Here is a 24,707-nt window from a genome sequence, read left to right as displayed (position 1 = left end):
ATACTATTGGATTTATTCAATATCTAATGAAAGCTATTTAATAAATTATTGTTTTATATAGTCTTTATAAATGATAGGTATATCTATGGTGTTAATACTACCATTGTGGACAATTAAACAATAACGTAAAATTGTAGGTTGAATAGTGGATAGTGGTACAGGAATGGCTCCAGGGTAGGGGTACACGGCATTTTGCATACTCCGTTTAGTACGTAATATCCATTGGTTTGAAGGCTGGGGGTTGTTCGGATGACACAATATGGTTAGTCCAACTTGTTTTCCATCTTTACCTATAGCTCCAGAAATATCCATCCAAGAATCTGCTTTTAGAGGCAAATTTGTAGGTGTTACTTGTCCTTCCGAACTTGTAAAAATAACATCATCTGTTAGTTTAATTCTTGGGGAAAATCCACCATAACCTTTTGCGTCTTCAGAACCTCCAATTCGTATGTTTTCTTCTAAGGCAAGTAAAGAAATTTCGATATTAATTTGGCGGTAATTTTTTTCTTTGGGATATACTTTTATGGTAGTAGTTTCTTTAACCAGTGGCTTTTCATTGCCATGAACATCTAACCATTGGTTCGATTTCCAAAGCACTTCAGCTTCAATTGCTTTAGAAGCGTCTTTTTGTTTAAGTTCTTCAACAGAAGTTACATCCCAACTAAAGTTTTGAATTTCCCAACCATCACCAATACGTTTGTCTCCAACGAATAATTGATGCCAAGCCCAAAAAATGCCTCTGTGATGGGGATGGTCTTCGGGGAAATCTTCTGTTAGAATATCACCATCTAACGTGTAAAGTGGGTGGATATAATTCGATCGTTTGTATGCGCCATTTAAAGATTTTTCAGTTATTTGATAATTTAAAATGTTGTCTTTATTTTCAATAAAAGAAACAACATTGGGTTTTATAATGACTTCAACAGTTGAAGGTTTTAGGTGTTTTTTAAAGAAATTGTACAGTTCATTTAAATCTTCAGTAGTTTGAGGAACAGCATGACCAATACCATAATTTATTAACATTGAAGTAGGAACGTTAAGTGAGTCTAGTTTTGCTTTAAAATGAGTGATTTGGTCGTGGTAATAGGCATCGTCGTTTGTATTGTAAAAGAAAAGTGTAGGAGCCGTTTTGGACGATTCTACCAAAAAACTAGCACCCATAGTTTGCCATAATTCGTAATTATCTTTTAAACGTCCCCAAGCCCAAGGACATCTGATTTCAAGATTTGAATCGCCATCATCAGTGGTGTTGTATATTTGTGTATAATCGAAAACTCCTGGACCTAATGCTGCAGCCTGTACATCATCATTAATTCCTATATTAAAACCTGTATTCTCAAATTCAGCAACAGTTTTATCTCCAATAGCCATAGAACCTGCAGAAGCGCCACGTGAAAAGCCATAAATACCTATTTTTCCTGAAAGACCTAATTCTTCACTTTTAGCGCGTAATGTTCGAATGGCAGATTTTACTTTTTGAGCTGCATCGGGATTGACTTGATAGGATTTGTAGGTGTCATTTTTACCATTACTTGGTTTGCCACTTCCCCAAGCCGCGTATTTTGGGTGGTCGGCAATTGCCCATGCCATACCGTGTGCGGGAGCACCTTCTAAAAAGGAATCGTTAAAACCGGCAAAGGTGTAAGGGAGAAACATCCTGAAATCTTTATGAGCATCTGTTAGCTCCTTTTTGTTGGCATCGTAAGTTGCATAGCTATTGCTGTACGAAAAAGATAAGACAGTAGGTACTTTTACTATAGCATTTGCAGGATAGATAATATCCATGTGGAGCATATCTCCTTTAATGTATTCGGTTGGAGTGTTGTAAACGGCTGGGTCGTCTTCAAAATAAGGTACATTGCGAGCTATTCGATAGCCTTCAAACAAAATATATGATTTGGATGTGGAACAGTTTTTAATTCCACAAAATTCACCAGAAGCAATCGCATTATTGATAGCAATAATATCTTGATTTATATTTATAGGAGATGCTTTTTTGTTTTTTGCATAATCGAGTTCTATAACCCGATAGGCTTGAGAAAGTAACCAAGCGACATCTTCTTTATGGCTGTTTTGGCCTATTTTATTAAACATCAAATTTTCAAGGTAAATAACGGTTAGATAATTACCTGTGAAATCTTTAATGGGTTCATTAGAATCAGTTACTTTATAACTTATGTTACTTTTTGTAACTTTGCTAGCCCATTTTCCTGTTGAAGCACAAGATGTAATAGATAGTGATAAAAAAAAATAGATTAATGCTTTTAACATGCTTCAAATTTAATGAAAAGCTTTTAAACACGTTTATAAACCTATTTATTACAGCCTCTTAAATACTAACATCTATTGAAATCTATAATTATATTATGTAATAACTATTTTCTTTCATAAGTTAAAAACGTAAAATCGAATTCATTTTTCTCATCCTTTTTATGAAAAATTGAATTTGTTTCTTTCCAAATGGAGCTGTCAACTTTAGGAAAAAAGGTGTCGGCTGGAAATGATTCGTGTACGCGCGTGAGTTCTATTTTATCGGCAACTAGAATGGCTTGTTTATAAATTTCACCACCACCAATGATGTAAGGTTGTGGATCGGTTGCACACGCTTTAATAGCAGCTTCTAAAGAATTCACAAGTACAACTCCAACCGGAACTTGGTAATTGGGATTTCTTGTAATGACTATATGTGTTCTGTTTGGTAGTGGCTTAGGAAAACTTTCAAACGTTTTACGCCCCATTATAATATGATGTCCGCTTGTAAGATTTTTAAATCGTTTTAAATCATCACTTATGTGCCAAATTAATTTATTGTGTTTACCTATGGCATCATTTTCGGCTGTGGCTACAATTATTGTAAGTGTTTGTTTTGGAGCATCAATAACAGCATTTTTTTGAATAGTACTTACTTCTTTAGGAAGGTTTTGCTTCAATTTTTCAATACCAAGCTGCTGTTTAGAAACTAGCTTGTTAAGCTGAGCTTGTTCCCAAGCTTTGCCCATAAATTTATGCGTAATAAATACATTGAAAAGGTGATAGACAAATAAGAATAGCCAAAATAAAATAGCAAATAAAAACCAATCATAGCCTAGAATTTTGAAATTTTCACCTACTCCTAAAAGGGTATTCGTTACTATTAAAAATACTGCGCCTATTAAAAACACAACAAAATGAATGTATAATCGCTTTTTTTGTTTGACACGCTTTTGAGCATTTTCAATAAGCTCTAATTGGTCTTTATCTATTTGTGGGATGTTTTTCTTTTTACCGAACATAATACTTGAAAATAAGGGTAAAGTTACTGCTTTTTAGTGATTCTTTAAGATATATTTAGAATCTTAACGAGATTGATTCTTTGAAATTATTTTTATTTAGAAGTAACTGAAAATCAATAAATAACAAATATTTCGTGGTGATAATAGAATTAATGTACAGTAATTTTTATCAACTTTAAAATTTTGTGAATTGATATTAATAAATCAATAATTCTTTGCTGTTTAATAGGTTAAAAGCTAATGTCTGAGAAATTGTTTCTTAAATTTGTAATATACAACAACACAAAAAATATATTATTATGGCTATTACAAAACAATATTTAAAAAGCAAACCAGTTTGCAAAGTCACTTTTTCTATACTAGCGGAAGATGCTAAAAAAGTATCTGTTGTAGGAAATTTTAATGAATGGAATGCTAAAACGACTCCGCTTAAAAAATTAAAGAACGGTACTTTTAAAGCTACTGTAGATCTGGATAAAGATAACTCCTATGAGTACAAATACTTAGTGGATGGCGTATTTGTAAATGATGAGGCAGCCGATGCTTATGTATGGAACGATTTTGCTTCTGCTGATAACAGCGTAGTAAATGTTTAGTTAAAAATTTTAATTAAACAAAAAAGCGTTTACATTTTTTTGAAAACGCTTTTTTGTAGATTTATTATTTTGTGGATTTTGAAGACTTTTTTGGGTTTTGAACATTGAAAATAATTGGCAAAGAATAAGGGACTGTTACGGGGTTTCCTCTTTGATAACCTGGTTTCTCCAATTGTGGGATTAATTGAATGACTCTAATAGCCTCTTTTTCCAATACCGGGTGTGGTGCTTTAGATCTAATATCAACGACATTGCCTTCTTTATCAATTTTAAAAATTACATTAATTCTCACTCTACCATCGGGAAGCCCTAAGCCATTTGTAATATTAGTATTAAAATTATCAGCAATATGTTTAGAAATAGCAGCCGACATGCAATTTTTTAGTTCAGTATTGGTTGTAGAAGCCCCACAACCTTTATAAACCGGGACATTTTCTATTACAGCAAAAGATATTTCATTAGTGTTTTCATCTTGATCTTGTTCAGATGTCTCAACAAATTCAACTTCTTCAATTACTTTTTCTTGTGAATAGGTTGATAAACTAAAAAGAAGTATTAATAAAATAAATGGTTTATTCATGTTTTTTATATTTAGATGGCTACAATACCTTTAATGTGAGGGTGTGGGTTATAATCTACCAAAGTAAAATCATCAAAAGTAAAGTCAAATATATCTTTAATTTCTGAATTTAATATCATTTTTGGTAATGGTTTGATATCTCTAGAAAGTTGTAGTTCTAGTTGTTCAAAGTGGTTGCTGTAAATATGTGCATCACCAAATGTGTGAATAAATTCTCCAGGTTCATACCCGCAAACTTGAGCCACCATCATAGTAAATAAAGCATAAGATGCAATGTTAAACGGTACACCTAAAAAGATATCAGCACTGCGTTGGTATAGTTGGCAAGACAATTTTCCTTCGGCTATATAAAACTGAAAAAAAGCATGGCAAGGAGGTAATGCGGCTTTGCCATTAGCGACATTCTCACTGAAGCTTTTTGAAGTGTCTGGTAATACAGATGGGTTCCAAGCAGAAACCAATATACGTCTGCTGTTGGGGTTGTTTTTTATGGCATCAATAACCTCTTTAATTTGGTCAATTTCATCGCTATTCCAGTTGCGCCATTGATGTCCATAAACTGGCCCTAAATCACCATTTTCATCAGCCCATTCATTCCAAATCCGCACACCATTTTCGGTTAGATATTTAATGTTTGTATCTCCCTTTAAAAACCAAAGCAGTTCATAAACAATCGATTTTAGATGTAGTTTTTTGGTGGTTACCATGGGGAAACCTTCACTTAAATCAAATCGCATTTGGTATCCAAAAACGCTTTTTGTGCCCGTGCCTGTCCGATCTTCTTTTTTATTACCGTTTTCTAAAACGTGTTTTACTAAGTCGTGATATTGCTTCATAATACATTCCTGATATTGCAGGAATTATTTTAAATTGAACTTAAATTTTCTGAAGTTAAAAATATAAAAAAGCATCAAAATAGAATCTTAATGTTTAACTTAATATTATAAACTTATTAACCCTTGTTGTGAAATTCTTGTATGCGCATGAATTATTAACCGATAATCATTCCTGCAATAGTAGCCGAGACTAAAGATGCTATTGTACCACCAAGCAATGCCTTCATGCCAAACTGTGATAACGTTTTGCGTTGACCAGGTGCTAATGAACCAATGCCTCCAATTTGTATGCCTATAGATGCAAAATTGGCAAAGCCACAAAGCATATAGGTTGCCATGATGATGGATTTTTCGTAGTTAAGATGTGTAGCATTCGCAATGTCTTTTAAATCTCTAAGTTGAATGTAGCCAATAAATTCGCTGGCTGCTATTTTTATACCAAGTAGTTGGCCCATCATCATCATATCTTCTTTAGCAACTCCAATAAGCCACATTAAAGGTGCGAAAATGTATCCTAAAATAAGTTCTATAGATAAACTTTGGTATCCTGTATTATTTGCTATCCAGTTATTTATGGAAGAAAAATCTCCTGCCCAACCTAATATACCATTAAACATGGCAATGAAGGCAACAAAAACCAGAAGCATAGCACCAACATTTACAGCTAGTTTTAAACCTTCAGTTGTTCCGTTTGCAATAGCATCTAGAAAATTTGATCCAATTTTTTCTTGAGATACCGATACATCTGTATTGACATCCTCAGTTTGTGGATATAAAATTTTAGAAATAACTATAGCACCTGGGGCAGCCATAACCGATGCTGCTAATAAATGTTTTGCATAAAATAGTCTTAAAACAGGGTCATCACCACCTAAAAAACCAATATAGGCAGCTAAAACTGCACCAGCAACGGTTGCCATACCACCAATCATAACCAAAAGCATTTCAGATTTGGTCATTTTTTCTAAATAGGCCTTTATTAAAAGAGGTGCTTCTGTTTGACCTAAAAAGATATTTCCAGCAACACTTAAGCTTTCAGCCCCAGAAATTTTTAATGCTTTTGATAAAAGCCACGCCATAGCTTTAACTATTTTTTGAATGATACCTAAATAGAATAAAACAGAGGTTAAGGCAGAGAAAAATATGATGGTTGGCAATACTTGAAAGGCGAAGATAAAGCCAAAAGTGTCCATGTCTACAACTAATCCTTCAAACAGAAACTTACTGCCAGCTCTTGTGAAATCTAAAACATTTACAAAAAGACCGCCTACAAACTCGAAAATAGATTTAATGAATTCAACTTTTAAAACTCCAATAGCTATTAAAAGTTGAAATGCTAAACCAATCCCAACAATTTTCCAATTAATAGCTTTACGATTGCTACTAAACAAAAAGGCTATAAAAATTAAAGAAATCATACCCAAAGCGCCACGCCAAAGACTGTTTATTGAAAAACCTTGACTGGGGATAATAGGTGTAGATTCTAAAGTGGTAGTTTCTTCTTGTTGTTCGGATATGTTAGCATCGGAAGACTCAGTAATATTGTTTTCTAAAGAAGATTCATTTAAAATAGTGTCTTGAACTATTGTTTTATTTTTGTCTTGTGCTGTAACTGGTGCTATGAATACTAATAAGATAATCGCAATGGACAAAAATATTTTTTTCATAAGAAAGCGAAATAATTTGATTATTATTCACGTTTTGAAATTTCATCACGTATATGTGCTGCCTTTTCGTAATCTTCATTAGCAACAGCTTCATCTAGTAACATATGTAATTCCTGAAGTGTTTTTCCTTTAAAGCTTTCTCTAGGAGCATTTGGTTCTAGCTCATTGGCAATTAATTCGTCCATTAAAACACTGTCTTGCGCATCATCATCTTCATCCTCTTTTTTCGGATTGACTTTCAAATAAATACCGGCTTTGTCAAGAATATTTTTATACGTAAAAATAGGCGCATCAAAACGAAGTGCTAGAGCAATAGCATCACTGGTTCTAGCATCTATGATTTCTTCAATTTTATCACGTTCGCAAATTAAACTAGAATAAAAAACACCGTCAACCAATTTATGAATAATGACTTGTTTTACAACAATGTCAAATCGGTCGGCAAAGTTTTTAAATAAATCGTGGGTTAAAGGCCTTGGTGGGCGAATTTCTTTTTCTAAAGCAATAGCAATAGATTGTGCTTCAAATGCTCCGATTACGATGGGTAGTTTTCTGTCGCCATCTACTTCGTTTAAAATTAATGCGTAAGCGCCGTTTTGGGTTTGGCTATAGGATATTCCTTTTATATTTAATCTTACTAAACTCATAAATTTATAAAAACGCAAAGAACTGTTTAAATTAGGACTTTACCAACTGCAATGGCAGATTTAAAAATATAATGCTAATTTAAGCAGTTCTTTAAACAATACAATTTATAAAAAAATAATTTATTGTTGTGCCTTAAATGCTTTTAATTTCTCAATAAGTTGAGGGACAACTACAAAAGCATCTCCAACAACACCATAATCGGCAGCTTTAAAGAAAGGAGCTTCAGGATCTGTATTGATAACAACTTTTACTTTAGAAGCATTTATTCCAGCAAGATGTTGAATCGCTCCTGAAATACCTATGGCAATATATAAATTAGAAGCTACAGGTTTTCCTGTTTGTCCAACGTGTTCGCCGTGAGGTCTCCAACCTAAATCGGAAACTGGTTTTGAACATGCTGTTGCTGCTCCTAAAACAGAGGCCAATTCCTCAATCATGCCCCAATTTTCTGGACCTTTTAATCCGCGACCTCCAGATACTACTATTTCTGCATCCGCAATACTTACTTGGTTTGAAGCTTTATCAACTGATTCTACTTTTACGCCCAAATCTGAAATCGTAGGTGAAAAATCTTCTGCAGAAGCACTACCACTTTTTTCTACTAATCCAAATGAATTATTCGATACACCAACAATTTTAGTATCGGTGTTTATGGTAGTCATTTCAAAAGCTTTATTGGTAAAAGCAGTACGTTTTACGGTAAAAGGTGCTGTGCTTGATGGTGCCTCAATCACATTAGAAGCGTAGCCTGCATTTAAACTTACTGCTAAAAGTGGTGCTAAATATTTACTATTGGCACTAGAACTTAAAATAATAACTTTTGAGGCTTCTTTTTCGGCTGCTTGTTTTATGGCTTCGGTATACCCTTTAGCATTGAAAGCGTCTAATTGGGTATTAGATATGTTTAAAACCTTATCAACACCATAGCTGCTTAATTCTGATATGTTACTGGCATTTATGGCAATTGCTGTTACGGTAGTTCCCAATTGGTCTGCTACGGCTTTGGCATATGAAGCAACTTCAAAAGCTACCTTTTTAAATTTTCCTTGTTCTGATTCTGTATATACTAAAACTGACATAATTTTTATTTTTCCTCACCCAAGCCTCTCCGAAGGAAAGGGCTTTTGGTGACTTGTTATATTGTTTTGAATTCTCTTTTTCCGCTCCTTTGGAGAGGCTAGGAGAGGATTAAATTACTTTCGCTTCATTATGAAGTAAATTTACTAATTCATCCAAATTATCTGGCGAAACTAATTTCACAGCACCTTTAGGGGCTGGTTTTTCAAATTTCACAGATGTTGTTTCGTTATTTGCTTCTATAGGTTCAACAATTGTTAATGGTTTTTGGCGTGCCATCATGATGCCTCGCATGTTTGGGATACGTAAATCACTTTCTTCAACAAGACCTTTTTGACCACCAATAACTAATGGTAATGATGTCGATAAGGTTTCTTTTCCTCCATCAATTTCTCTTATGGCTTTTGCTGTATTTCCGTCAACTTCTAAGCTAATGCAGTTATTTACAAAATTAGCGTTTATTAATCCTGCAATCATACCTGGAACCATACCGCCGTTATAGTCAATAGATTCACGACCAGCAATTATCAAATCGTAACCCCCTTCTTTTACTACAGCGGCTAATTGTTTAGCTACCGAAAAACCATCTGATGCTGCTGTATTTACACGTATGGCAGCATCGGCGCCAATAGCTAGAGCTTTACGTAAAGTAGGCTCGGTTTCTGTACCTCCTACATTAATAACAGTCACATGAGCACCTTGTTTTTCTTTAAACCACATGGCACGTGTTAATCCAAATTCGTCGTTTGGGTTAATTACGAATTGAACGCCGTTGGTATCAAACTTGGTATCGCCTTCAGTAAAATTGATTTTAGAAGTGGTGTCTGGAACATGACTAATGCACACTAATATTTTCATAATTATATTGTATTAAATAGGTATAAACTTAATAAGGATACGAAGTTAATTATTTTATTTTGAATATTTGCTATGCATGCATAGCAAATTTTAAATCATTCTTTTAAAAAGGTATCTCATTTATTGTTATTTTTGCAATTCGAATTAAAATAAATTTAATGAAGACAATTCAATTTAGAGAAGCTATTTGCGAAGCTATGAGTGAAGAAATGCGACGAGATGAAAGCATTTACTTAATGGGTGAAGAAGTAGCAGAATATAACGGTGCCTACAAAGCATCTAAAGGTATGTTAGATGAATTTGGGCCAAAACGAGTAATCGATACGCCTATTGCAGAGCTAGGTTTTGCTGGTATTGCGGTTGGATCGACTATGACGGGTAACAGACCAATAGTAGAGTACATGACTTTTAACTTTTCTCTTGTTGGAATTGATCAAATTATAAATAATGCTGCAAAAATCAGACAAATGTCTGGTGGGCAGTTTAAATGCCCTATTGTTTTCCGTGGCCCAACAGCTTCGGCAGGACAATTAGGAGCAACACATTCACAAGCTTTTGAAAGCTGGTTTGCAAACACACCAGGCTTAAAAGTGGTAGTGCCTTCAAATCCATACGATGCAAAAGGATTGTTAAAAGCTGCGATTCGTGACGATGACCCGGTTATTTTTATGGAAAGTGAGCAAATGTATGGCGATAAAGGCGAAGTGCCAGAAGGTGAATATATTTTGCCTTTAGGTGTTGCAGATATTAAGCGAGAAGGTACGGATGTTACTATAGTTTCTTTTGGAAAAATTATAAAAGAAGCCTATAAAGCGGCAGAGGTACTTGAAAAAGAAGGTATTTCATGTGAAATCATCGATTTACGTACCGTACGTCCTTTAGATAAAGAAACAATTTTAAAATCGGTAAAGAAAACCAACCGATTAGTAATTTTAGAAGAAGCATGGCCTTTTGGAAACGTTTCAACGGAAATTACTTATATTGTACAATCGGAAGCATTTGATTATTTAGATGCCCCAATTATAAAAATTAACACAGCAGATACACCTGCACCCTATTCACCTGTATTGTTAGCCGAATGGTTGCCAGACAGTGAGGAGGTTATTAAAGCTGTGAAAAAAGTATTATATAAATAAATTAATAATTTTTACGTTATATAAACTTCATTAGCAACCCATAGTTAATGAAGTTTTTTTGTATTATGAACCCAAAACTAATCTTAACCTTTTTTTTCTTCGGAATTATTTCCTTACACGCACAAACCAAAGTAAGCGGATACGTGTTTGATGAATATAATCAACCCGTTTCATTTGCTAATGTTTTATTTAAGGGCTCAACACAAGGCACTATAACCGATGAAAATGGTAAGTTTTATCTAGAATCTACGGATACTTGGAATACCCTTATCGTGTCTTTTTTAGGTTATGAAACTTTAGACATTCCCTTAACCAAGAAGGTGAATTACGAATTGAAATTCATCCTTAAAGAATCTGCAGCAGAGCTTAATCAAGTATTTATTGTGGCAGGAAAGCAGTCTAAGAAAAACAATCCTGCTATCGATTTACTTCGTAAAATCTGGGAACATAAACGTAAAAATGGATTAAAACATTTTAAACAATACGAATATAACAAGTACGAAAAAGTAGAATTCGATATAAATACCATAGATAGCGCACTTATAAAAAGTAAACTATTCAGAGGTATGGAGTTTGTTTTTAACGAAGTAGATACATCGGGAGTTACAGGTAAAACCTACCTGCCTATATTTATAAATGAAGCTGTTTCCTCTGTTCATGGTGATAATCTCATTAAAAAAGAAAAAGAAATTTTAAAAGGAAATAAAAATTCCGGATTTAGTGATAATCAAATAATTATTGATTTTGTTGATGATTTATATCCTGATTATGATATATACGATAATTATCTAAACTTTTTTGATAAGGGTTTTGTGAGTCCGTTGTCAAGAACAGGAATAAACACCTATAACTATGTATTAAAAGACAGTGCGTTTATAGATAGTAAATGGTGCTATAATATTATTTATTACCCACGTCGTAAAAACGAGCTTACTTTTAAAGGCGATTTTTGGGTAGCAGATACGACGTATGCTATTAAAGAAATAAAACTTCAAGCATCAAAAAGTGCTAATATTAACTGGGTAAAAGAAATTTACATTGAGCAAGAATTTGAAGTTTTAAATGACTCTATTTTTCTTGTAAAGCGTGATTATATGATGAGTGATTTTGCTTTTAATAAAAAAGAAAAGTCAAGAGGTGTTTATGGTAAGCGAACCACATTGTATGATAATTATAAATTTGATATTGAAAAAAATAAGAAGTTTTACGAAACAGAAGTTTATAATTACGATAAAGATGTGTACGACCGAGACGATAGTTTTTGGTCTGAAAATCGTTTGGAAGCTTTAAATAAAGATGAAAAAGGTGTTTACAAGATGTTAGACACTTTAAAAACAGTTAAAAAGTTTAAACGACTTTATAATTTAGGAAGCATTTTAGCTTCCGGCTATGTCGAGTTTAATGAACTCCCTTTAGATTATGGACCTATCTTCTCAACCTTTGGTTTTAATGAAGTTGAAGGAATGCGTTTGCGTGCAGGTGGCCGTACTTATTTTGGGAAAAATGATCTTTGGCGTTTGGAAGGGTTTTTAGCCTATGGTTTTAAAGACGATAAATTTAAATATGGTGTTTCAGGAAAATGGTTAATTGATAAGAAGAATCGATTTATTATTTCAGGAGGTAATAGACGTGATGTCGAGCAAACAGGCGCAAGTTTAACAACCAGTACCGATGTTTTAGGCAGGAGTTTAGCATCATCATCGGTGGTTGGAACAGGTTCAAATGATAAATTAACCTCTATAAATTTAACTAGTGTAGCGGTTGAAATGGAGCCTTTACGAAATCTTGTTTTTAGAGTTGGTGCAAGTTACAGAACTTTATCATCAGCTTCACCCACGTTTAGCTTAGATTATAATACCCCTACAGGAGTAGAATCTGATATTAAACAATACGAATCTACTTTTTCAGTGTCTTATTTTCCAAAACGAAAGATGACAGGTTTTGGTGTAGAACGTCTTAATGCTAACGACGATTATGCTAGTATTTTTACGCAAGTAAGCCGTGGTGATAAAACATTGTTTAGTAGTGATTTCGATTATACTAAAGTTCAGTTTTCATATATCCAGCCTTGGCTAGTGGGTGGTTTTGGTAGGTTAACAACAACTATTGAAGCAGGAAAAACCTTTGGAGAAGTACCACTTGGGTTGTTAAGTGCTATTCCAGGGAACCAATCGTATTTTTCAATTTATAATACATTTTCTCAATTAGATTATTATGAATTTGTTTCAGATACTTATACTTCATTGCAATTAGAACATAATTTTAACGGGCGTTTTTTCTCTAGAATTCCTTTTTTAAGAAAATTAAATCTTCGGGAAATTGTAGGCATCCGTGGTGTTTGGGGTGACATTTCAGATGAAAATATCACTTTAAATACTACAGGAAATCCTAATAGCATTCCTTTAATTGCACCAAATCAAAATATGTATTATGAGTATAGTTTTGGTGTAGGTAATATTTTTAAAGTATTTAGAATAGACTTTAATTTTAGAGGTAATTATTTAGATGAAGTTAAAAACCCTAATGCCCGTAAATTTGGTATTACAGGGTCTTTTGGGTTTCATTTTTAATTCCTGATAAACAAACTATGGTTTTTGAAATTTTAGTGACTCGTTTAACTTTAAGATATAGTTAAATCGTTATGTTGATTTCCTATAATCGTTTGTAAAATCATCAACTTAAATATTTAGTAAAAATCAGCTATTATTAACATAAAAACAACATAGTTTTTTATTGCTTGACGCTCAGGGGTTCAGTATCTTTGCGCTATTAAATAAGAAAATAAAATATGAGTGAGATAATCCCATTAACTTTTGATGTATTAATTGAAATACCTAAAGGAAGTAGAAATAAGTACGAATATGATTTTACTTTACATAAAATTCGTTTCGACCGTACCTTGTTTTCATCTATGATGTATCCAGGGGATTATGGTTTTATTCCAGAAACCTTAGCTTTAGATAAAGATCCGTTAGATGTACTAGTATTAGGTATAGAGCCAACATATCCAATGGTTGTAATGGAGGTTAAACCCATTGGCGTTTTTTATATGACCGATGAGAAGGGGCCAGATGAAAAAATCATTTGTGTGCCAGTTTCAGATCCTGTATGGAGTAATAGAGAAGACATATCAGAATTAAATCCTCATAGACTTAAAGAGATTGAACACTTTTTTCAAGTTTATAAAGATTTAGAAAAAAAGAAAGTTGATGTTGGTGGTTGGGGTGATGCCTCTGAAGCTATTAAAATTTATCATGAATGTGTACAACGTTATGATGATAGTGATCACAAGAAAAAACGAACTTTTACTATATAATTGATATAATATCAATAATTTTAATATGCTCCCATATGATATAGATTCTATATCATATGGGAGCATAAATTTTTAGAGGATTTTATTTTAAAAATTCATATGGAATGCTGCTCATTACTTTACAGAATATAATCGGTACTAATAAAATTAGAGGTTTTCTTATCTAATAATTCTTTTAAAATAGCATTGTTGTAATCGTTATCTTTTGATGCTACAAAGGTTCTTATTGAAAACGATCGTAATGCATCATGAACACTTAACGTACCAAATGCGGAATCCTTTCTTCCTGTAAATGGATATACATCTGGACCGCGTTGGCAAGAACTATTCAAATTAACACGACAAACTAAATTAACCAAAGTATCAATTAATGGCGATAATGTTTTAATGTCTTTACCAAACAAACTTACTTGTTGTCCGTAGTTAGACTCTGCCATATCATCTAAAGGTTCTTCGATATCTGAAAATGGGATTACAGGAATTACAGGTCCAAATTGCTCTTCGCTATACACTTTCATACCTGTGTTAACTGGGTACAAAACCGCTGGAAAAATAAAATTATCGGTTAAGACACCTCCTTTTTCATTTAAAATACTGGCCCCTTTTTCTAAAGCATCGGCAATTAATTCTTTAATATATCCTGGTTTTTCAACTTCTGGAAGCGGTGTTAATTTCACCCCTGATTCCCATGGGTTTCCAAATTTAAGTGCATCTACTTTGGCTATAAAACGTTTGTTAAATTCATCTACAACAGATTCATGTACATACAACACTTTTAATGCGGTACAACGCTGTCCGTTAAACGACAAGGTTCCTGCAATACATTCATCAACCGTTAAATCTAAATCGGCATCAGGCAATACAATAGCAGGGTTTTTAGCCTCCAAACCTAACACCATACGTAATCTATTACCTTTAGGGTGTTGAGCCTGTAAAGCGTTTGCAGATTTACTATTACCTATTAGCGATAACACATCTATTTTACCTGATTGCATAATAGGTGTGGCTAACACACGCCCACGACCATAAATAACGTTTACAACGCCCTTTGGGAAACTGTTTTGAAAAGCTTCTAATAATGGTGAAATTAATAAAACACCTAATTTTGCAGGTTTAAAAATTACAGGATTTCCCATAATTAACGCAGGAATAAGGAGTGTAAACGTTTCGTTTAATGGATAGTTATACGGTCCTAAACATAAAACCACGCCTAATGGACCTCTGCGAATATGCGCATACACACCATCATTTTTTTCAAACTTGGCAGAATCTCTATCTATTTGTTTGTATGCTTCAATGGTATCGTAAATATAATCGACCGTTCTGTCAAATTCTTTTTGAGAATCAGGTAGGTTTTTCCCAATTTCCCACATGAGAAGTTTTACAATAACGTCGCGCTTGGTTTTCATTTGCTCTACAAACTTTTCCATGCAAGCAATGCGATCTACTACTTTCATAGTAGGCCATAAACCTTGACCTTTGTCATAGGCTTTTAATGCCGAATTCAACACTTCTAAAGCTTCTTTTTCTCCTAGTTGAGGAATAGTTCCCAACAACGTTGGTTTATAATCTGAAGTTGAAGATATCGTAGAATAAACTTCAGCTGTTTTACCTTTCCATTCAATTAACTCCCCATTGGTTAAATAGGTAGTTTGATGAAGTAATGTGTGTATTTTATATTGTTCAGGAATTTCAAATAAAGTCGTACTCATTGTTTCAAATTATATAGTTAATAGCTATTGCTAAGATAACTATAATTTGGCACAAAGTCTTTTTAAAACAAGAGTGCTCCTTAAAAAATATCAAATTCTTAATATAATATTTACACGTAAAGAAAATGTATAAAACTCAAACGATTTCGTTCCTTGAATCAAAAATAAAATCGAATCTTAAATTAAGAACTGAAACAAATTTGGTTGATCATTCAAGTAATCACCGTAAAATTTACGTTGTTTCATCCTAGCAATTAAAGATTCTAAATCGGCAGGATATTTCAATTCGATACCTACAACTGCTGTGCCATTTTCCCTGTTTGTATTTTTAGTATATCTAAAATGTGTGATGTCATCATTGGGTCCCAAAATGTCAACCACAAACTCTTTTAAGGCTCCTGCCCTTTGGGGGAATATCACTATAAAATAATGTTTTAAATTGGCATATAATAGGGCGCGTTCTTTAATTTCGGCAGCCCGTGTAAAATCGTTGTTACTGCCACTAACTACGCAAACAACGTTTTTACCTTTAATGTCTTTAGAATAAAAATCCAATGCAGCAATACTTAATGCTCCAGCTGGTTCTACCACAATGGCGTCTTTATTATAAAGCTCCAGTATGGTTTGACATACTTTACCTTCTGGAACGGTAATCATATCATGTAGTAAGGCTTTACAAATAGGGAACGTAAGGTCGCCCACTCGTTTAACCGCAGCACCATCAATAAATTTCTCAATATGTTCTAAAGCTGTATTTTTATTATTTTTAATGGAAACCGACATAGAAGGCGCACCTTCGGGTTCTACCCCAATAATTTTTGTGCTAGGAGATAATGTTTTAAACACCGAAGACAAACCTGCAGATAAACCACCTCCACCGACAGGAACAAAAACATAATCAATAGATTCAGTTACTTGTTCGAGAATCTCTAAACCAACGGTTGCTTGTCCTTCAATGACTTTTTCATCATTAAAAGGGTGAATAAATATTTTGTTTAATGATTCACATTCCCGTAAAGCTTCATAATTAGCATCATCAAATGCGTCTCCAATAAGTTTTACTTCAATATATTCTTCACCAAACATTTTTACCTGTTCCACCTTTTGTTTAGGGGTAGGAGCAGGCATGTAAATAGTGCCTTTAATTTTTAATAATTTGCATGATAAAGCGACACCTTGGGCATGGTTTCCGGCGCTAGCACAAACAACACCTTTTTTTGCTTCTTCAGCTGTAAGCGAACTTATTTTATTATACGCTCCTCTAATTTTATAAGAACGTACCTGTTGGAGATCTTCGCGCTTTAAAAGAATATGAGCATCGAACTGTTTGGAGTATCTTAAACTAGGGCTTAAAGGCGTAACTGCCGATACCTTTTGAATGGTATCGGCAGCTACTTTTACATCTTTAAGACTCGGAAAATATGTGTTTTTCTCCTTGTTCATTGATTTATTTTAAAACCCGCAAAATTTAAAAAAATTGCAGGATTTATTGAAATTTATACTATTGGTTTCATAGCCGTCATAGACGCTCTTAAGAAAGACCCCACTTTTTCAACTGGATGATCTCTTAATGCTTTATTTACAGCAATTAATTTGGCATTATCTACTGCTTTACCATTGTCTTTAGCATATGCTTTACCAATAACATCGGTATCAATTTTCTTCATAAAATCTGCTAATAAAGGCTTACAAGCATGATCGAATAAATAACAACCGTATTCAGCAGTGTCAGAAATAACAGAGTTCATTTCATATAATTTACGCCTTGCGATGGTATTTGCAATAAGTGGTGTTTCGTGTAAAGACTCGTAGTAAGCCGATGCATCGATAATACCAGAATCCGTCATAGCTTCAAACGCTAATTCAACTCCTGCTCTTACCATAGCTACCATTAATACACCATTATCGTAGAACTCTTGTTCTGAAATTTCAACATTCCCAGCAGGTGTTTTTTCAAATGCTGTTTCAGCTGTTGCAGCTCTCCATCCTAATAAATCCTTATCATCATTAGCCCAGTCAGCCATCATGCCGCTAGAAAAACGACCTTCCATAATGTCGTCCATATGTTTTTGGAATAATGGGCGCATAATATCTTTTAATTCTTCTGAAAGCTCAAAAGCTTTTATTTTAGCTGGATTAGAAAGTCTGTCCATCATATTCGTGATACCACCATATTTAAGACCTTCAGTAACAGTTTCCCAACCATATTGAATTAATTTTGAAGCATATCCAGCATCAATTCCTTTTTCAATCATTTTATCAAAGCAAAGAATAGAACCTGTTTGTAACAAACCACAAAGAATGGTTTGCTCTCCCATTAAATCCGATTTCACTTCTGCAATAAAAGATGATGCTAATACACCAGCTTTATCTCCTCCAGTTGCTGCTGCATACGCCTTAGCTTGTGCCCAGCCTTTTCCTTCTGGATCGTTTTCTTCGTGTACTGCAATTAAAGTTGGCACACCAAAGCCTCTTTTATATTCTTCTCTTACTTCAGTTCCTGGACATTTAGGAGCTACCATAATAACTGTTAAGTCTTCACGGATTTGAGTTCCTTCTTCAACGATATTAAAACCGTGAGAATACGATAAAGTAGCACCTTTTTTCATTAAAGGCATAACCGCTTTTACTACACTTGTATGTTGTTTGTCTGGCGTTAAATTTAATACTAAATCGGCTGTTGGAATTAATTCTTCGTAAGTACCAACGTTAAATCCGTTTTCTGATGCGTTTAAAAATGATTTACGTTTTTCAGCAATGGCTTCTGCACGTAATGCATAAGAAATATCTAATCCAGAATCTCTCATGTTTAACCCTTGGTTAAGTCCTTGCGCTCCACATCCTACGATTACAATTTTCTTACCTTTTAAAACATTTACACCATCTTCAAATTCTGAAGAGTCCATAAATCTACATTTAGACAATTGAGTCAATTTATCTCTTAACGATAGTGTATTAAAATAATTTCCCATTTTTAATTTTAGTTATTATGATTATTGAATGCTTGTAGCATTTCGGTTATTTTCATTTCATCTTTTGTTACTGCAATACGTCCTGCACGAACAAATTGCATAATGCCAAACACATTTAAATCTCTATGTAAAGATTCAATTTCGTTTCTTCTACCAGATTTTTCAAGTACAAAAAACTCTTTGTTTACGGTAACAATTCTAGCATTACTATCTTTTATTATATTTTGAATTTGAGGTTCTTCAAATAATAAAGCCGATTTTATTTTGAACATACAAGACTCGGTATAAATAGTCTCTTCATCTTTATGATAATATGCTCTAATAACTTCCACTTGTTTTTCAAACTGACCAACAATTTTTTTAGCTTGAGATTCTGTAATATTTACAACTATTACAAACCTATTTACACCATCAATTTCAGATTGTGACGTGGTTAAGCTTTCTATATTAATGTGTCTGCGTTGAAAAATGGCTGATATACGATTTAACAATCCGATGTTATTTTCGGTATAAATAGAAATCGTTAATGTTTTTATTTCTTCGTTCATTTTTAAAAGATATTAGATAAAAGATGTTAGATCATAGACTATTTTTAATTTATCTATACTCACTAATTCATCTCTATTCTTTTGTCTATATTCTATTTTCTAAAATCTATTTTTTATTTAGCTTAAACGCACTTCTGAAACCGATGCTCCCGAAGGAATCATTGGAAATACATTGCCCTCTTTCTCTACACAAACCTCAAGGAAATAGGACTCTTTAGAAGCAATCATTTCCTTAACTGCATCGGCAAGTTCTTCGCGTTTTGTTACACGTTTTCCTTCAATATAATAACCTTTTGCAATGGTTACGAAGTCTGGATTTGTCATTTCGGTAGACGCATAACGCTTATCGAAAAATAACTGCTGCCATTGGCGCACCATTCCTAAAAACTCATTGTTTAATACCACAATTTTCACAGCTGCTTTTTGCTGAAAAATAGTACCCAATTCTTGAATATTCATTTGGTAACCACCATCACCAATAATAGCCACGACCTCTCTATCTGGAGCTGCCATTTTAGCACCAATAGCCGCTGGTAATGCAAAGCCCATAGTACCTAAACCACCTGAAGTAATATTACTTTTAGTAGTTGTAAACTCAGCGTATCTGCAAGCAATCATTTGATGTTGACCCACATCTGATACAATGGCCGCATTCCCTTTAGTTTCAATATTTATTTGTTTTAACACTTCTCCCATGGTTAAACCTTCTTTGGTTGGAAAAATATCATCTTTTATCACTTTTTCAAATTCAATAGCGTATAAATCTTTGAACTTTTGCAACCAATCTGCGTGTTTGTTTTCATTTAACAATGGTAACAACCTAGATAAACTATCTTTTGAATCGCCTAAAACAGCAACATCGGTCTTTACATTTTTATCAATCTCAGCAGGATCAATATCAAAATGAATGATTTTTGCTTGTTTTGCATAGGTATTTAAACTTCCTGTAACACGGTCGTCAAAACGCATTCCAATAGCAATAAGCACATCACACTCGTTGGTTAACATATTGGGCGCATAATTACCGTGCATGCCTACCATGCCCACATTTAATTCATGTGAAGTTGGTATGGCTGAAGCACCTAAAATAGTCCAAGCTGCAGGAATACCAGCCTTTTCTATAATGGCTTTTAATTCATTTTCTGCTTGACCTAAAATGACGCCTTGTCCCCAAACAATAAGCGGTTTTTTTGCTGAATTGATTAATTCTGCTGCCGCAGAAAGTGTTTCAGGATTTGTTTTAGGAATGGGAATATAACTTCTTACACCTTTACATTTTTCATATTTAAAATCTAACTCACTTACCTGCGCATCTTTGGTAATATCGATTAATACAGGACCTGGACGACCACTTTTAGCTATATAAAATGCTTTAGCTAAAACCTCTGGTATATCGGCAGCTTTAGTAATTTGATGATTCCACTTAGTAACTGGAGTCGAAATGCCAATAATATCGGTTTCTTGAAAAGCATCTGTTCCTAATAAATGAGAAAACACCTGTCCTGTAATACACACTACGGGTGTGGAGTCTATTTGCGCATCGGCAATCCCTGTAACAAGGTTCGTTGCTCCTGGACCCGAAGTTGCAATGGCGACACCAACTCTACCCGAAATACGCGCATAACCTTGCGCTGCGTGAGCAGCACCTTGTTCGTGACGTGTTAATACATGATGAATTTGGTCTCTAAACTTATAGAGCTCATCATAAACTGGCATAATAGCACCTCCTGGATATCCATAAAGAATATCAACACCTTCTGCTATTAAGCATCTTATAATGGCTTCACTTCCTGTAATACGCATGGTTTCTTGTGCCACTTCTTGTTTTTTATTTGCTGTTTGTGTATTATTCATACTCACAATATTGAGATTTTCGCCTATGCAAAAATTAAAATTATCTATTTAAAATGCATCAGTAACACAGCCTTTCGACGCTGATGATACCGATCTGGCATACTTATATAATATTCCTTTTTTATGTTTTAACTCTGGCTGAATCCATTGTGATTTTCTTTCAGCTAATTCTTCTTCTGAAATAAGCACATTAATAGTATTGTTTTCAGCACTAATTCTGATGATATCTCCAGTTCTTAGTAATCCAATAGCACCTCCTTCTTGCGCTTCGGGTGTAATATGACCCACAACAAAACCATGAGTTCCTCCAGAAAAACGCCCATCTGTAATTAAAGCTACCGATTTCCCTAAGCCTGCACCCATAATTAAAGAGGTTGGTTTTAACATTTCTGGCATTCCAGGACCTCCTTTAGGACCTACATAGCGAATAACAACCACATCACCTTTTGCTACTTCTCCGTTAGAAATTCCTGTATTTGCTGCTTGTTCACCATCATAAACCACGGCTTTACCTTCAAATAACAATCCTTCATTTCCGGAAATTTTTGCAACAGCACCTTCTTCTGCAAGGTTACCATAAAGAATTTGAAGATTTCCAGAAGATTTTAAGGCTTTATCTTTCGGATAAATAACATCTTGATCATCTTCAAACTTAAGAGGCTCAACATCTGCCAAGTTTTCTGCTAGAGTTTTTCCTGTTACTGTTAAACAATCACCATGCAAATAACCATTATCTAATAGATATTTCATCACGGCAGGTGTTCCGCCGACACCGTGAACATCTTCCATTAAATATTTTCCTGATGGTTTTAAATCGGCTATTAATGGTGTTCTATCACTTACACGTTGAAAATCTTCTAGTGTAAACTCAATATCTGCCGCATGTGCAATCGCTAAGAAATGTAATACTGCATTGGTAGATCCACCTAAAGCATTTACAAGTGCAATTGCATTTTCAATAGATTTTTTAGAAATAATATCTAAAGGTTTTAAATCTAATTCTAAAAGATTTTTAATAGCAATAGCGGTTCTTTCGCTTTCTGATAATTTATTAGGATTTTCTGCTGGAATAGACGAGTTATACGGCAGTGCAAAGCCCATACATTCTATTGCTGAAGCCATGGTGTTTGCTGTATACATACCTCCACAAGCCCCAGCTCCTGGGATAGCGCTTTTTATTATTTCTCTATATTCTTCTTCATCAATTTCTCCTGCCATTTTTTGCCCTAAAGCTTCAAAAGCCGAAACAATGTTGAGTTTTCTTCCTTTGTATTTTCCTGATGCTATCGTACCACCATACATCATTATGGACGGACGATTTAAACGCAACATAGCGATAACAGCACCTGGCATATTTTTATCACAACCAACCACCGATATAAGTGCATCATAACTTTGAGCATTCATAACAGTTTCCATTGAATCTGCTATAATATCTCTAGAAGCTAAAGAATAATTCATGCCCGAAGTCCCCATAGAGATGCCATCACTAACACCAATAGTATTAAAGCCTAAACCTACTAAACCAGCTATTTTACATTCAATCTTCACTTCGGCAGCCAAACCATTTAAGTGCATATTACACGGGTTACCATCATAACCTGTACTTGCAATACCTACTTGGGCCTTTTGCATGTCTTCATCAGTTAAACCTACGGCATATAACATGGCCTGAGAAGCTGGTTGCGATACATCTTGTGTTAATCTACTACTGTGTTTATTAAGTTTATTCATTTTTAGTATGGGTAATTTATGCTTTGTCTTAAATTCTGGTTAATCCTTCAAAGATTTTATGAATTTCATTTAAAAATGCTTCATATTCTTCAATTACTATTCGAAATTAATTTATTAGGTTTTTATAAAGGTTATTCTTTCTTGTTTAAGGTTAAATTCATTAGGTTTAAAAATAATTTAAATATTTGTTTTTCAGTTATTTAGACCGATATTTTTATGATGTTCAAAACACTCAAAATATTCAATAAAAAAACCTTCCATTTGTGGAAGGCTTTTAAAATTTATTATCTTTTAAAACATAACCTTCTTATCGATGCAAAGTAATCACAACGACATTTATAGAAATGCTATTTAATACCAGTTTATTCATTTTAAAGAAACAAATATTTAAAATTAAAATGTAACATCCAATTTTTTAGTTAAAATAATATAAAACGATTTGTTGTTACTTTTATTTTTTTACTTTTGCAATTCAAATAATAGAGGAAAGATTTGACTGATTGCAACCTCTTTATACCTCCTTTTTGGTATAAATAAAAATGCTAAAGGCAGTGCGAACTTCCTTAGACGTTATCGTCAAATCTTCCACATAATATACATATTAAATGGCATATTTATTTACTTCTGAAAGTGTTTCTGAAGGACACCCAGACAAAGTAGCAGATCAAATTAGTGATGCTTTAATTGATAATTTTTTAGCATTTGACAAAAATTCAAAAGTAGCTTGTGAAACGCTTGTTACTACAGGACAAGTAATTCTTGCTGGTGAGGTAAAATCGCAGACTTATTTAGATGTTCAAAAAATTGCAAGAGATACTATTAACCGTATTGGCTATACAAAAGGAGAATATATGTTTGATGGCAATTCGTGTGGTGTGCTTTCGGCTATACATGAACAATCGGACGATATAAATCGCGGTGTAGATAGAGCTACTAAAGAACAACAAGGTGCTGGAGATCAAGGTATGATGTTTGGTTACGCTACCAATGAAACTGAAAATTTTATGCCACTAGCGTTAGATTTATCGCATAGAATTTTAAAAGAACTAGCCGATTTGCGTCGTGAAAACAAAGACATTCCTTATTTAAGACCTGATTCTAAAAGTCAGGTAACCATTGAATATAGCGATGATAACGTTCCTCAACGCATTGATGCCATTGTGGTTTCTACACAACATGATGATTTTGCTGATGATGATACCATGCTTGCTAAAATAAGAAAAGATATTGTTGAAATTCTAATACCGCGCGTTGCTTCTAAATTACCTGAAAGCATACAAGCATTATTTAACAGCGACATTAAATACCACATAAACCCAACAGGTAAGTTTGTAATTGGTGGGCCTCATGGTGACACAGGGCTTACAGGTCGTAAAATTATTGTCGACACTTACGGTGGAAAAGGCGCTCATGGTGGTGGTGCATTTTCAGGAAAAGATCCAAGTAAGGTAGACCGTAGTGCTGCCTATGCTACAAGACACATTGCCAAAAACTTAGTCGCAGCTGGTGTTGCCGATGAAGTTTTAGTACAAGTAAGTTATGCTATTGGTGTTGTAGAGCCTATGGGTATTTTTATTAACACATATGGCACTTGCCCGTTTAATATGACTGATGGTGAAATTGCCAACATGGTTTCTAATATTTTTGATATGCGTCCATTCGCTATCGAGGAACGCTTAAAACTACGTGCTCCTATTTATAGCGAAACGGCTGCTTATGGTCATATGGGACGTAAAAACGAAACAGTAACTAAAACATTTAGTCAACCAAATGGTGAAAGCATCACTTTAGATGTGGAACTATTTACTTGGGAAAAATTAGATTATGTTAATAAGGTAAAAGAAGCTTTTGGACTATAACTTTTATATCTCGTAACAAATATTAAAAACCTTGTAATTCAT

At 33.9% G+C, this 24,707-nt stretch carries 19 protein-coding genes; 5 read left to right on the top strand and 14 right to left on the bottom strand.

Features of this window, described 5'->3' with window-relative positions:
- Positions 1–45 precede the first annotated feature (45 nt).
- Both QLS71_RS04800 and QLS71_RS04795 read right to left on the bottom strand, forming a co-directional pair.
- Positions 46–2,271, bottom strand: a complete 2,226-nt coding sequence (locus QLS71_RS04800; RefSeq protein ID WP_308990781.1) for a DUF6807 family protein — start codon at positions 2,269–2,271, stop codon at positions 46–48.
- A gap of 104 nt (positions 2,272–2,375) precedes the next feature.
- Positions 2,376–3,272 (bottom strand): dihydrofolate reductase, encoded by an 897-nt coding sequence (locus QLS71_RS04795; protein ID WP_308990780.1) that lies wholly within the window; start codon positions 3,270–3,272, stop codon positions 2,376–2,378.
- A gap of 299 nt (positions 3,273–3,571) precedes the next feature.
- On the opposite strand from QLS71_RS04795, the gene QLS71_RS04790 reads away from it, so the two are divergent.
- Positions 3,572–3,868: an isoamylase early set domain-containing protein gene (locus QLS71_RS04790; protein ID WP_308990779.1), complete on the top strand. Its 297-nt coding sequence runs from the start codon at positions 3,572–3,574 to the stop codon at positions 3,866–3,868.
- Positions 3,869–3,932: 64 nt separating this feature from the next.
- Here the strand turns inward: QLS71_RS04790 and QLS71_RS04785 are convergent, their stop codons facing one another.
- From QLS71_RS04785 to QLS71_RS04760, 6 genes are all read right to left on the bottom strand, one after another.
- Positions 3,933–4,448: an energy transducer TonB gene (locus tag QLS71_RS04785; protein ID WP_308990778.1), complete on the bottom strand. Its 516-nt coding sequence runs from the start codon at positions 4,446–4,448 to the stop codon at positions 3,933–3,935.
- 11 nt (positions 4,449–4,459) lie between these two features.
- On the bottom strand, positions 4,460–5,284 hold the full coding sequence (locus QLS71_RS04780) for a thymidylate synthase (RefSeq protein ID WP_308990777.1): 825 nt from the start codon (positions 5,282–5,284) through the stop codon (positions 4,460–4,462).
- A 155-nt stretch (positions 5,285–5,439) separates the two neighbouring features.
- On the bottom strand, positions 5,440–6,951 hold the full coding sequence (locus QLS71_RS04775) for a nucleoside transporter C-terminal domain-containing protein (protein WP_308990776.1): 1,512 nt from the start codon (positions 6,949–6,951) through the stop codon (positions 5,440–5,442).
- Positions 6,952–6,974: 23 nt separating this feature from the next.
- Positions 6,975–7,598 (bottom strand): bifunctional nuclease domain-containing protein, encoded by a 624-nt coding sequence (locus QLS71_RS04770; RefSeq protein WP_308990775.1) that lies wholly within the window; start codon positions 7,596–7,598, stop codon positions 6,975–6,977.
- A 120-nt stretch (positions 7,599–7,718) separates the two neighbouring features.
- Entirely contained in the window at positions 7,719–8,678 is a 960-nt protein-coding gene (locus QLS71_RS04765; protein ID WP_308990774.1) for an electron transfer flavoprotein subunit alpha/FixB family protein, read from the bottom strand.
- A gap of 109 nt (positions 8,679–8,787) precedes the next feature.
- The gene (locus tag QLS71_RS04760) at positions 8,788–9,534 is read right to left on the bottom strand and encodes an electron transfer flavoprotein subunit beta/FixA family protein (RefSeq protein ID WP_308990773.1); all 747 of its coding nucleotides are present in this window, start codon (positions 9,532–9,534) and stop codon (positions 8,788–8,790) included.
- Positions 9,535–9,692: 158 nt separating this feature from the next.
- Between QLS71_RS04760 and QLS71_RS04755 the strand changes: the two genes are divergently transcribed.
- The 3 genes from QLS71_RS04755 to QLS71_RS04745 all read left to right on the top strand — a co-directional run bounded on the left by QLS71_RS04755 (position 9,693) and on the right by QLS71_RS04745 (position 13,986).
- On the top strand, positions 9,693–10,670 hold the full coding sequence (locus tag QLS71_RS04755) for a pyruvate dehydrogenase complex E1 component subunit beta (RefSeq protein ID WP_308990772.1): 978 nt from the start codon (positions 9,693–9,695) through the stop codon (positions 10,668–10,670).
- Positions 10,671–10,735: 65 nt separating this feature from the next.
- Entirely contained in the window at positions 10,736–13,240 is a 2,505-nt protein-coding gene (locus QLS71_RS04750) for a DUF5686 family protein (RefSeq protein ID WP_308990771.1), read from the top strand.
- 218 nt (positions 13,241–13,458) lie between these two features.
- Positions 13,459–13,986, top strand: coding sequence for an inorganic diphosphatase (locus QLS71_RS04745; protein ID WP_308990770.1), 528 nt, complete (start codon positions 13,459–13,461; stop codon positions 13,984–13,986).
- A 119-nt stretch (positions 13,987–14,105) separates the two neighbouring features.
- On the opposite strand, the gene QLS71_RS04740 is transcribed toward QLS71_RS04745, so the two are convergent.
- From QLS71_RS04740 to ilvD, 6 genes are all read right to left on the bottom strand, one after another.
- Entirely contained in the window at positions 14,106–15,698 is a 1,593-nt protein-coding gene (locus tag QLS71_RS04740) for an NADP-dependent glyceraldehyde-3-phosphate dehydrogenase (protein WP_308990769.1), read from the bottom strand.
- A gap of 177 nt (positions 15,699–15,875) precedes the next feature.
- Positions 15,876–17,141: a threonine ammonia-lyase IlvA gene (gene ilvA / locus QLS71_RS04735; RefSeq protein ID WP_308990768.1), complete on the bottom strand. Its 1,266-nt coding sequence runs from the start codon at positions 17,139–17,141 to the stop codon at positions 15,876–15,878.
- Between the two features lie 53 nt (positions 17,142–17,194).
- On the bottom strand, positions 17,195–18,670 hold the full coding sequence (gene ilvC / locus QLS71_RS04730; RefSeq protein ID WP_308990767.1) for a ketol-acid reductoisomerase: 1,476 nt from the start codon (positions 18,668–18,670) through the stop codon (positions 17,195–17,197).
- An 8-nt stretch (positions 18,671–18,678) separates the two neighbouring features.
- Positions 18,679–19,218: an acetolactate synthase small subunit gene (gene ilvN / locus QLS71_RS04725; protein ID WP_308990766.1), complete on the bottom strand. Its 540-nt coding sequence runs from the start codon at positions 19,216–19,218 to the stop codon at positions 18,679–18,681.
- Positions 19,219–19,335: 117 nt separating this feature from the next.
- Positions 19,336–21,072 carry a biosynthetic-type acetolactate synthase large subunit gene (gene ilvB / locus QLS71_RS04720; RefSeq protein ID WP_308990765.1) on the bottom strand — a complete coding sequence of 579 codons (1,737 nt, stop codon included), beginning with the start codon at positions 21,070–21,072 and terminating at the stop codon, positions 19,336–19,338.
- A gap of 48 nt (positions 21,073–21,120) precedes the next feature.
- Positions 21,121–22,806: a dihydroxy-acid dehydratase gene (gene ilvD / locus QLS71_RS04715; RefSeq protein WP_308990764.1), complete on the bottom strand. Its 1,686-nt coding sequence runs from the start codon at positions 22,804–22,806 to the stop codon at positions 21,121–21,123.
- A 605-nt stretch (positions 22,807–23,411) separates the two neighbouring features.
- Between ilvD and metK the strand changes: the two genes are divergently transcribed.
- Complete coding sequence (metK, locus tag QLS71_RS04710) at positions 23,412–24,665, top strand: methionine adenosyltransferase (RefSeq protein ID WP_308990763.1); 1,254 nt, start codon at positions 23,412–23,414, stop codon at positions 24,663–24,665.
- The last annotated feature ends 42 nt before the right edge of the window (positions 24,666–24,707 follow it).

Source organism: Mariniflexile litorale (assembly GCF_031128465.2).
In the GTDB taxonomy this organism is placed as follows: domain Bacteria; phylum Bacteroidota; class Bacteroidia; order Flavobacteriales; family Flavobacteriaceae; genus Mariniflexile; species Mariniflexile litorale.
The sequence above is the reverse complement of the archived record's forward strand: the minus strand, read 5'-3'. Positions and strand labels throughout refer to the sequence as shown.